This window comes from Streptomyces sp. NPDC005202 (genome assembly GCF_040608235.1).
Taxonomy (GTDB): Bacteria; Actinomycetota; Actinomycetes; order Streptomycetales; family Streptomycetaceae; genus Streptomyces.
In genome coordinates this window covers 222220-231752 of record NZ_JBEXHW010000008.1, presented here as the reverse complement: position 1 = coordinate 231752, position 9533 = coordinate 222220, and the positions used below count along the sequence as shown (strand labels likewise).

The window sequence follows — 9533 nt, the reverse complement described above, 5'->3', positions numbered from 1 at the left end:
CCGCCATCGCCGAGGCGGGTGACACGCCGACCGCGCAACTCGCCGAGGAGGTCGAGGAGTTGGAGCGGCAGCTCGCGCAGGCGCGCCGGCAGACCCCGGGACCCCGGGTCTGCCCGCGGCACTCTTCATGCGCCCCGCACGCCCCCGGCGTACGCGCCCGAGGGACCTTTGGACCTGCCGCAACAGGCCGGATGGCCAGGAGGAGTCGGCCGCGCACCGGGAACCATGTGGACCACTGACCGGTAAGCGGAATTTCTCATTCGGGGGGAACGACATGAGCAGGCCCACCAGACCGAACGGACCCAACAGGTCCGACAGGTCCGACAGTTCCAACAGGCCAGGTCCAACAGGTCCAACAGGTCCAGGTCCAGGTCCAACAGGACCAGCAGGACCAGCAGGACCAGGGCGGCGTCCGCCGGAGTGTTCGCCGGAGCGGCGGCTGCCGCCCTCATAGCCGGCGGGCCGCTCACCATAACGGTGACGCTCGCTCCTGCGCCCCACACGGCCAACGCCGTCGGCGAGCCGTCCGCGAACCACACCGCCGGCTACGACGGCGCAGGACCAGCAGGACCAGGGCGGCGTCCGCCGGAGTGTTCGCCGGAGCGGCGGCTGCCGCCCTCATAGCCGGCGGGCCGCTCACCATAACGGTGACGCTCGCTCCTGCGCCCCACACGGCCAACGCCGTCGGCGAGCCGTCCGCGAACCACACCGCCGGCTACGACGGCGCGGTGTGCGCATGGGCCACCAGAAGCGGGGGCCGAGGGGTAATTAACTGTTCGCCTTCGAGGTCGTTTGAGTGAGCGTGACTTCGATGGGATGAGCATCGTTGTGCCCGATGGGAGGTCCCTGGGCGTGAGGGAACCCGCCCCCGCATTCCCGGACCACGGACACGATCCGTCGACGCCGGATGCGGAGCGAACGCAGGGAACCAGAACGCCCAACACCGTTCGGGACGTTCGGCTGAGCATGAGTCCTGGCAACAGGACTCACTCCCGCTCAGTCTTTAGGAACGGTAAGTCCCGGAACATCAGGCCACGTTCACTCGTTGCCCGGGCGGGGCCGCCTCGAGCCACGCGAGAAAACCGGTCAGCGCGTCTTCGCTCATGGCGAGTTCGAGACGCGTGCCCCGGTGCAGACAGGTGAGGATCACGGCGTCGGAGAGCAGGGCCAGTTCCTCCTCGCCCTCGGGGAGGCGGCGGCCGGCCACCTCGATCGACGCGCGTTCCAGGATGCGGCGCGGGCGGGGCGCGTAGGAGAAGACGCGAAACCACTCGACGCGGTCGCCGTTGTAGCGGGCGACCCCGTAGCTCCAGCCCTTGCCGCTGGTGTCGGGTTTCTCGGGTACGTCCCAGCGCAGGCTGCAGTCGAAGGTGCCACCCGAGCGCTGGATGAGCCTGCGGCGCAGGCCGAAGACGAACAGTCCCACCACCACGAGCGCGACCACGAGTCCGCACACAGTCAGAGCGAGGACCATCGACACCGACCTCCTCGTCTCCTAGGTAATGGAACGGAAAAAACACCCACATCGGCCTCAGCCGCGGCCGGTACCGGATTGCTCCGGTACCGGCCGCGGCTGAGTGACGTCATCACATGGCGCGGTGGATCAGCGCCCCGTCGCCGCACGCAGTCGGACGTCCGCGCGCCGCTCGGCCGCGGCGTCGCCCTCCGCCTTCGCGCGCTCGAGCTCCCGCTCCGCGCGTTGGACATCGATCTCGTCCGACAGCTCGGCGATCTCGGCCAGCAGCGACAGCTTGTCGTCCGCGAACGAGATGAAACCGCCGTGCACCGCGGCGACGACCGTCCCACCATCACTCGTACGGATGGTCACCGGGCCCGACTCCAGCACACCGAGCAGCGGCTGGTGACCGGGCATGACGCCGATGTCGCCGGACGTGGTGCGCGCGACGACCAGGGTGGCCTCGCCGGACCAGACCTGGCGGTCGGCGGCGACCAGCTCGACGTGCAGCTCAGCAGCCAAGGGTGGCTCCTCGGGTCACCACCCGGCTCTCCTGCCGGGTGTTAGGTACAAGTCTAGTAGGGCGCCGAGCACCAAGGTGTCGGGCCCCGGCCCCAGGACTCGGCTGGGGGACTGGGGGCTGTGCGGCGGTAGCCGCACATCGATTGCAGCCCCCAGGCAATGCAGCAGTAGGCGTACGAAGAGGGGCAGGACGCACCCTGTCAGGGCGCACCCCGCCCCTCCTCAAGTCCACCGGGCTCAGGAGACGCCCAGCTCCTTCGCGTTCTTCTTCAGGTCCTCGAGACCACCGCACATGAAGAACGCCTGCTCCGGGAAGTGATCGTACTCACCGTCGCAGATCGCGTTGAACGCGGCGATCGACTCCTCCAGCGGCACGTCCGAACCGTCCACGCCGGTGAACTGCTTCGCGACGTGGGTGTTCTGGGACAGGAAGCGCTCCACGCGACGGGCACGGTGGACGACGAGCTTGTCCTCCTCGCCGAGCTCGTCGATACCGAGGATCGCGATGATGTCCTGGAGGTCCTTGTACTTCTGCAGGATGCTCTTCACGCGCATGGCCGCGTTGTAGTGGTCCTGCGAGATGTAGCGCGGGTCCAGGATCCGGGACGTGGAGTCCAGCGGGTCCACGGCCGGGTAGATGCCCTTCTCGGAGATCGGACGGGACAGAACCGTCGTCGCGTCGAGGTGGGCGAAGGTGGTCGCCGGGGCCGGGTCGGTCAGGTCGTCGGCGGGGACGTAGATCGCCTGCATCGAGGTGATCGAGTGACCGCGGGTCGAGGTGATGCGCTCCTGGAGGAGACCCATCTCGTCGGCCAGGTTCGGCTGGTAACCCACCGCGGACGGCATACGGCCGAGCAGCGTGGAGACCTCGGAACCGGCCTGCGTGAAGCGGAAGATGTTGTCGATGAAGAACAGCACGTCCTGCTTCTGGACGTCGCGGAAGTACTCGGCCATGGTCAGGCCGGCCAGCGCGACGCGCAGACGGGTGCCCGGGGGCTCGTCCATCTGACCGAAGACCAGCGCGGTCTTGTCGATGACGCCCGACTCGCTCATCTCGTCGATGAGGTCGTTGCCCTCACGGGTGCGCTCACCGACGCCCGCGAACACCGACACACCGTCGTGGTTGTTGGCGACGCGGTAGATCATCTCCTGGATCAGAACGGTCTTGCCGACGCCGGCGCCGCCGAACAGACCGATCTTGCCGCCCTTGACGTACGGGGTCAGCAGGTCGATGACCTTGATGCCGGTCTCGAACATCTCGGTCTTGGACTCGAGCTGGTCGAAGTTCGGCGCCTTGCGGTGGATCGGCCAGCGCTCGCCGTCGTACTCGGCGTCGACGTTGAGCACGTCACCGATGGTGTTGAACACCTTGCCCTTGGTGAAGTCACCGACCGGCACCGAGATCGGCGCGCCGGTGTCGGTCACCGGGGACTGGCGGACCAGACCGTCGGTGGGCTGCATCGAGATCGCGCGGACCACACCGTCGCCCAGGTGCTGGGCGACCTCCAGGGTCAGCGTCTTCTTCTGGCCCGCGTTCGCCGGGTCGCTGACCTCGACGTGCAGGGCGTTGTAGATCTCCGGGATCGCGTCGACGGGGAACTCCACGTCGACGACCGGGCCGATGACCCGCGCGACGCGGCCCGTCGCCGTGGCCGTCTCAGCAGTGGTGGTCATTAGTAGTCACTCCCCGCGGTCGCGTCGGCGAGGGCACTCGCGCCACCGACGATCTCGCTGATTTCCTGGGTGATTTCGGCCTGTCGGGCCTGGTTGGCAAGCCGGGACAGCGTCTCGATGAGCTCACCGGCGTTGTCGGTTGCCGACTTCATCGCACGCCGGGTGGCGGCGTGCTTCGAAGCGGCCGACTGGAGCAGCGCGTTGTAGATACGGCTCTCCACGTAGCGCGGCAGCAGGGCGTCGAGGACGTCCTCCGCCGAGGGCTCGAAGTCGTACAGCGGGAGGATCTCGCCCTTCGGCTTCTCCTCCGCGACCTCGTCGAGGCTGAGCGGAAGCAGGCGGGCGTCCAGCGCCGTCTGCGTCATCATCGACACGAACTCGGTGTAGACGATGTGGATTTCGTCCACGCCGCCGTCCGCCGTGTCCTTCTCGATGGCCTCGATGAGCGGGGCCGCGACCTTCTTGGCATCCGCGTACGTGGGCTCGTCGGTGAAGCCGGTCCACGACTCCGCGATCGTGCGCTCACGGAAGTTGTAGTGGGCGACACCGCGCCGGCCGACGATGTACGTGTCGACCTGCTTGCCCTCGCGCTCCAGCCGCTCGGTCAGCTGCTCCGCCTGCTTGATGGCGTTGGCGTTGAACGCGCCGGCCAGACCGCGGTCGCTGGTCAGCAGCAGCACCGCGGACCGGGTGACCGTCTCGGCCTGGGTGGTCAGCGGGTGCTTGGTGTTGGACCCGGTGCCGACCGCCGTGACCGCGCGGGTCAGTTCCTGCGCGTACGGCGTGGAGGCCGCCACCTTGCGCTGCGCCTTGACGACGCGCGAGGCGGCGATCATCTCCATCGCCTTGGTGATCTTCTTGGTCGCGGTGACGGATCGGATGCGACGCTTGTAGACCCGGAGCTGGGCTCCCATGAGTCAGGTCCCTTCCTTACGTCACTTGGCGGCAGTGGCCGGGGTGTCCTCGCCGAGCAGCTTGCCGTCGCTCGTCTCGAACTGCTTCTTGAACTCCGCGATCGCCTCGGCCACGGCCTGCAGCGTGTCGTCGGACATCTTGCCGCCCTCCTTGATGGAGGTCATGAGGCCCTGCTCCTTGCGGTGCAGGTACTCCAGCAGCTCCTTCTCGAAGCGGCGGATGTCGGCGACCGGGACGTCGTCCATCTTGCCGGTGGTGCCGGCCCACACGGAGACGACCTGGTCCTCGGTGGCCATCGGCTGGTACTGGTCCTGCTTCAGCAGCTCGACCATGCGCTGACCGCGCTCCAGCTGCGCCTTCGACGCGGCGTCCAGGTCGGAACCGAAGGCGGCGAACGCCTCCAGCTCACGGAACTGGGCCAGGTCGACGCGCAGACGGCCGGAGACCTGCTTCATCGCCTTGTGCTGCGCGGAACCACCGACTCGGGAGACGGAGATACCGACGTTCAGCGCGGGGCGCTGACCGGCGTTGAACAGGTCCGACTCCAGGAAGCACTGGCCGTCGGTGATGGAGATGACGTTGGTCGGGATGAACGCCGAGACGTCGTTGGCCTTGGTCTCGACGATCGGCAGACCGGTCATCGAACCGGCACCCATGTCGTCCGACAGCTTCGCGCAGCGCTCCAGCAGACGGGAGTGCAGGTAGAAGACGTCGCCCGGGTAGGCCTCGCGGCCCGGCGGACGGCGCAGCAGCAGGGACACGGCGCGGTAGGCGTCGGCCTGCTTCGACAGGTCGTCGAAGACGATCAGGACGTGCTTGCCCTGGTACATCCAGTGCTGGCCGATGGCGGACCCGGTGTAGGGCGCCAGGTACTTGAAGCCGGCCGGGTCGGACGCCGGGGCGGCGACGATGGTCGTGTACTCCAGGGCGCCGTTCTCCTCCAGCGCGCGGCGGACCGACGCGATGGTGGAGCCCTTCTGGCCGATGGCGACGTAGATGCAGCGGACCTGCTTGTTCGGGTCGCCGGTGCGCCAGTTGTCGCGCTGGTTGATGATCGTGTCGACGGCCAGGGCGGTCTTGCCGGTCTGGCGGTCACCAATGATCAGCTGACGCTGGCCACGGCCGATCGGGGTCATGGCGTCGACGGCCTTGTAGCCGGTCTCCATCGGCTCGTGCACCGACTTGCGCTGCATGACCGTGGGGGCCTGCAGTTCGAGGGCGCGGCGACCCTCGGTCTCGATCTCGCCGAGGCCGTCGATCGGGTTGCCGAGCGGGTCCACCACGCGGCCGAGGTAGCCCTCGCCGACGGCGACGGACAGGACCTCACCGGTGCGGGTGACCGGCTGGCCCTCCTCGATGCCACTGAACTCGCCGAGGACGATGGCACCGATCTCGCGCTCCTCGAGGTTGAGGGCGAGGCCGAGGGTGCCGTCCTCGAACTTCAGCAGCTCGTTGGCCATGGCCGAGGGCAGGCCCTCGACCTTCGCGATGCCGTCGCCGGCAAGGGTGACCGTACCGACCTCCTCGCGCGAGGCCGCGTCCGGCTTGTACGACTGGACGAAGTTCTCCAGCGCGTCCCGGATCTCCTCCGGCCGGATCGTGAGCTCCGCCATCTGGGTTCCCTGCTCTCCTTGTTGGGCCCGAAGTTTCACTTGGGGGGTATGGGACTCCCCCCAATAAGAGGTGAATCCTCTGCACGGCCCAACCAGGGCCGTCGTGTACGTACTGCGTGTTGAGTTGCTGCTAGCTCGCCATGCGGCGGGCGGCGTCGTCGAGCCGGTCCGCGAGGGAGCCGTTGATGACCTCGTCACCGACCTGCACCCGGATCCCGCCGATGACCTCGGGGTCCACGTCCAGGTTGAGGTGCATCTGGCGGCCGTAGAGCTTCGCGAGGGCCGCGCCGAGGCGCTGCTTCTGCGTGTCACTCAGCGGTACCGCCGAGGTGACGACGGCGACCATGCGGTCCCGGCGCTCGGCGGCGAGCTTGGACAGGGACTCCAGTCCCGCCTCCAGGCTACGTCCCCGCGGCGCGGTCACAAGGCGCGTCACCAGACGCTCGGTGGTCGCGTTGGCCCGGCCGCCGAGCAACCGGTGCAACAGCTCGACCTTGGCCGAGGCGCTCGCGGCCCGGTCGGTCAGCGCCGCGCGCAGCTCTGTACTCGAGGCGACGATCCGGCCGAAGCGGAACAGTTCGTCCTCGACGTCGTCGAGCGCGCCGGCCCGCTGGGCGGCGGTGAGGTCGGCGGAGTTCGCCAGCTCCTCCAGCGCGTCCACCAGGTCGCGGGGCTGTGACCAGCGGGAACGCACCATCCCGGCCACCAGGTCGACGGCCGGGCCGCTGACCTGGGCGCCGAGCAGGCGCTGGACCAGCTCGGCCTTGGCCTCACCGGTCTGCGCCGGGTCGGTGAGGACCCGACGCAAACCGGCCTCGCGGTGGAGCAGCGCGGTGATGGCCGCCAGCTCGTCGGCGAGCTGCGCGGCGTCCACGGACGTGGAGTCCGTCAGCGCGTCGAGACGCTCCCGTGCGGCTGCCAGGGCCTGGCGGCTCGCTCCGTGCGCAGTCATCGAGCCGCCTCGGCCTTCTCCTCGAGCTCGTCGAGGAAGCGGTCGATCACGCGGCTCTGCCGGGCGTGGTCCTGGAGGGACTCGCCGACGAGCTTGCCGGCCAGCTCGGTGGCGAGCCTGCCGACGTCCTGACGCAGCGCGGACGCGGCGGCCTTGCGGTCGGCCTCGATCTGGGCGTGACCGGCGGCGACGATCTCCTCACGCTGCCGCTGGCCCTCGGCCCGCATCTCGGCGATGAGCGCGGCCCCCTGCTCCTGCGCCTCCTGGCGCAGGCGCGCGGCCTCGTGCCGGGCCTCGGCGAGCTGGGCCTTGTACTGCTCAAGGACGCTCTGGGCCTCGACCTTCATGGCCTCGGCCTCTTCGATACCGCCTTCGATCGCCGCGCGGCGCTCCTCCAGAACCTTATTGATGTTCGGAAGCAGCTTCTTCCAGAAGAAGAAGAACACGATGGCGAAGGCGATGGTGCCGACGAGCAGCTCCGGACCGGCCGGGACGAGCGGGTTCTGCTCCTCCTCGGCCGCCAGCTGTACCAGGTTGGCGATCACATCAGTGCCTTTCGTCGATGCGTGTCAGGTAAAGGGGTGATCACTTACCGAACACGAACGGCATAACGATGCCGATGAGGGCGAGCGCCTCGCAGAAGGCGAAGCCCAGAATCTGGTTGGCGCGGATCAGGCCGGCCGCCTCGGGCTGGCGGGCGAGGGCCTGGGTGCCGTTACCGAAGATGATGCCGACGCCGATGCCGGGGCCGATGGCAGCGAGACCGTAGCCGATGGAACCGAGGGAGCCGGAGACGCCAGCGGCGAGTTCGAGGGTCGCGGACATGCCGTTTCTTCCTTCTCTTTTACGAACCGGTGGGGGTTGGCCACCGGACGACCGGGGTTGGGGGTGGGGCTCAGTGGTGCTCGGCGAGAGCGCCCTGAATGTACGAGCAGGCAAGGAGTACGAAGACGTACGCCTGGACGGCCTGCACGAAAAGTTCGAAGACGATCATGGCCATCGTCATGACGAAGGACACGCCGGCGGCCGGGATCATCCAGCTGTTCAGCAGGTACCAGGAGGCGACGGTGAACATCACCAGCATCAGGTGCCCGGCGAACATGTTGGCGAAGAGTCGCACCGCGTGTGTGAACGGTCGGACGAAGAGGTTCGAGAGGAACTCGATGACCATGACCAGCGGCAACACCGCGCCCAGCGACTTGTCGTAGCCCGTGACGTTCTTGAAGAAGCCGACGAAACCGTGGCGCTTGAACGTCAGCGACACCCAGACGATCCAGACGAGGACGGCGAGGACCATCGGGAAGGCGATGACCGACGACACCGGGAACTGGGCCAGCGGGATCACGGACCAGATGTTCATGATCCAGATGAAGAAGAACAGCGAGACCATGAGCGGGACGTACTTCTCGCCCTCACGCTTGCCGAGGGTCTCGTAGACGATGCCGCGGCGCACGAAGTCGTAACCGGCCTCGCCGACCATCTGCAGCTTGCTCGGGACGACCTTGGCCTTGCCGAAGGCGGCCCAGAAGAAGGCGACGACGAGAACGCTGGTGATGAGCGCGAGCAGCATCACCTTGTTGAACTCGAACCCGCCGACCGTGCCGATGGGCTTGAAAAGGAACGAGTGCAGGCCCGGAGCCGGAAAACCACACCCGTTGTCGGACATGATCCGACAGCTCCAGTCAAAGGCGAGCTGGGTCTGGTCAGCACTCACCGCGGGCTCCTTCGGCATGACGCATGGGTACGGCAACCTCGTTGTGTCGGCGCGGCGCACAGCCGCGGATCGGCACCGGACTGGTGTTACGGATGTGGGGGCGGCTGGGGGGCATCAAGCCTCGCGATTGAGCAGGCGTCAGCTCAGATGCCCGCGCCCGCGATGCCGCAGTTGGCACCGGACGATAGCAGGAGATCTCACACGTCTTTATCCCGGCCCTACCCCTCACGACGAAGACCCTGTCTTCTCGGGCTTCTCACTCTTCTCGGACTCCGGGTCGACGTAGAAGATCTTGGCCTTCATGTGCGCACGGGCCTGCGCGGCCATCCACACAACGGTCGCCACGACCAGGGAGATCGCGAACGCCTTCGGATTGAAGAGAGAGGTGCCCTTGAAGAGGGCCACGAAGATCATGAGCAGCAGGAGTTGGGCGACATAGAGCATCAGCCCCATGGCCTGGAACAGCTGCGGGAGCGTTTTTGCCGTCCACTGCAGGACGTACAGACCGATGCCCATGAAGAGCATCGCCAGCAGAACGCCGACGGCCGCTCCAAGCGCCCCCTTGCCACCCGCCACCGCACCGCTGACCGCGACCGCGACCACACCAACGGCCGCCGTGGGGACGGCGATCGGTACCAGGTTCCGGGCGTCATGGGCAGGCATGGCGGCAACTCCGCTTTCACAGGG

General features: G+C 67.7%; 10 protein-coding genes and 1 pseudogene. 1 reads left to right on the top strand and 10 read right to left on the bottom strand.

The features are described 5' to 3' along the window. Window positions 1–845: 845 nt before the first annotated feature. A pseudogene (locus tag ABZV31_RS16080) lies at window positions 846–1007 on the top strand (transposase); the annotation flags it as partial. 20 nt (window positions 1008–1027) lie between these two features. On the opposite strand, the gene ABZV31_RS16075 reads toward ABZV31_RS16080, so the two are convergent. The 10 genes from ABZV31_RS16075 to ABZV31_RS16030 all read right to left on the bottom strand — a co-directional run bounded on the left by ABZV31_RS16075 (window position 1028) and on the right by ABZV31_RS16030 (window position 9509). Further along, a complete protein-coding gene (locus ABZV31_RS16075) occupies window positions 1028–1474 on the bottom strand; it encodes a DUF2550 domain-containing protein (RefSeq protein ID WP_355893607.1) in 447 nt (148 codons plus the stop codon). Window positions 1475–1603: 129 nt separating this feature from the next. Continuing rightward, window positions 1604–1978 carry a F0F1 ATP synthase subunit epsilon gene (locus ABZV31_RS16070; RefSeq protein WP_355893604.1) on the bottom strand — a complete coding sequence of 125 codons (375 nt, stop codon included), beginning with the start codon at window positions 1976–1978 and terminating at the stop codon, window positions 1604–1606. Window positions 1979–2215: 237 nt separating this feature from the next. Continuing rightward, on the bottom strand, window positions 2216–3652 hold the full coding sequence (atpD, locus tag ABZV31_RS16065; RefSeq protein ID WP_355893601.1) for a F0F1 ATP synthase subunit beta: 1437 nt from the start codon (window positions 3650–3652) through the stop codon (window positions 2216–2218). Next, window positions 3652–4566: a F0F1 ATP synthase subunit gamma gene (locus ABZV31_RS16060; RefSeq protein WP_355893599.1), complete on the bottom strand. Its 915-nt coding sequence runs from the start codon at window positions 4564–4566 to the stop codon at window positions 3652–3654. The genes atpD and ABZV31_RS16060 overlap by 1 nt, the downstream gene beginning before the upstream one ends. A gap of 21 nt (window positions 4567–4587) precedes the next feature. Continuing rightward, window positions 4588–6180: a F0F1 ATP synthase subunit alpha gene (atpA, locus tag ABZV31_RS16055; RefSeq protein WP_355893596.1), complete on the bottom strand. Its 1593-nt coding sequence runs from the start codon at window positions 6178–6180 to the stop codon at window positions 4588–4590. Window positions 6181–6310: 130 nt separating this feature from the next. Beyond that, window positions 6311–7132 (bottom strand): F0F1 ATP synthase subunit delta, encoded by an 822-nt coding sequence (locus ABZV31_RS16050; protein ID WP_355893593.1) that lies wholly within the window; start codon window positions 7130–7132, stop codon window positions 6311–6313. Beyond that, window positions 7129–7677, bottom strand: coding sequence for a F0F1 ATP synthase subunit B (locus tag ABZV31_RS16045; RefSeq protein WP_355893590.1), 549 nt, complete (start codon window positions 7675–7677; stop codon window positions 7129–7131). The genes ABZV31_RS16050 and ABZV31_RS16045 overlap by 4 nt, the downstream gene beginning before the upstream one ends. Before the next feature lie 40 nt (window positions 7678–7717). Further along, complete coding sequence (atpE, locus tag ABZV31_RS16040) at window positions 7718–7957, bottom strand: ATP synthase F0 subunit C (RefSeq protein ID WP_355893587.1); 240 nt, start codon at window positions 7955–7957, stop codon at window positions 7718–7720. A 70-nt stretch (window positions 7958–8027) separates the two neighbouring features. Continuing rightward, window positions 8028–8798, bottom strand: a complete 771-nt coding sequence (gene atpB / locus ABZV31_RS16035) for a F0F1 ATP synthase subunit A (protein WP_355893633.1) — start codon at window positions 8796–8798, stop codon at window positions 8028–8030. Between the two features lie 273 nt (window positions 8799–9071). Continuing rightward, entirely contained in the window at window positions 9072–9509 is a 438-nt protein-coding gene (locus tag ABZV31_RS16030) for a hypothetical protein (protein ID WP_355893585.1), read from the bottom strand. Between the last annotated feature and the right edge of the window lie 24 nt (window positions 9510–9533).

Coding starts and splice junctions, on each gene's coding strand:
- ABZV31_RS16075 (WP_355893607.1), bottom strand. CDS start 1,474: ATGGTCCTCGCTCTGACTGTGTGCGGACTCGTGGTCGCGCTCGTGGTG.
- atpD (WP_355893601.1), bottom strand. CDS start 3,652: ATGACCACCACTGCTGAGACGGCCACGGCGACGGGCCGCGTCGCGCGG.
- ABZV31_RS16060 (WP_355893599.1), bottom strand. CDS start 4,566: ATGGGAGCCCAGCTCCGGGTCTACAAGCGTCGCATCCGATCCGTCACC.
- atpA (WP_355893596.1), bottom strand. CDS start 6,180: ATGGCGGAGCTCACGATCCGGCCGGAGGAGATCCGGGACGCGCTGGAG.
- ABZV31_RS16050 (WP_355893593.1), bottom strand. CDS start 7,132: ATGACTGCGCACGGAGCGAGCCGCCAGGCCCTGGCAGCCGCACGGGAG.
- atpE (WP_355893587.1), bottom strand. CDS start 7,957: ATGTCCGCGACCCTCGAACTCGCCGCTGGCGTCTCCGGCTCCCTCGGT.
- atpB (WP_355893633.1), bottom strand. CDS start 8,798: ATGTCCGACAACGGGTGTGGTTTTCCGGCTCCGGGCCTGCACTCGTTC.
- ABZV31_RS16030 (WP_355893585.1), bottom strand. CDS start 9,509: ATGCCTGCCCATGACGCCCGGAACCTGGTACCGATCGCCGTCCCCACG.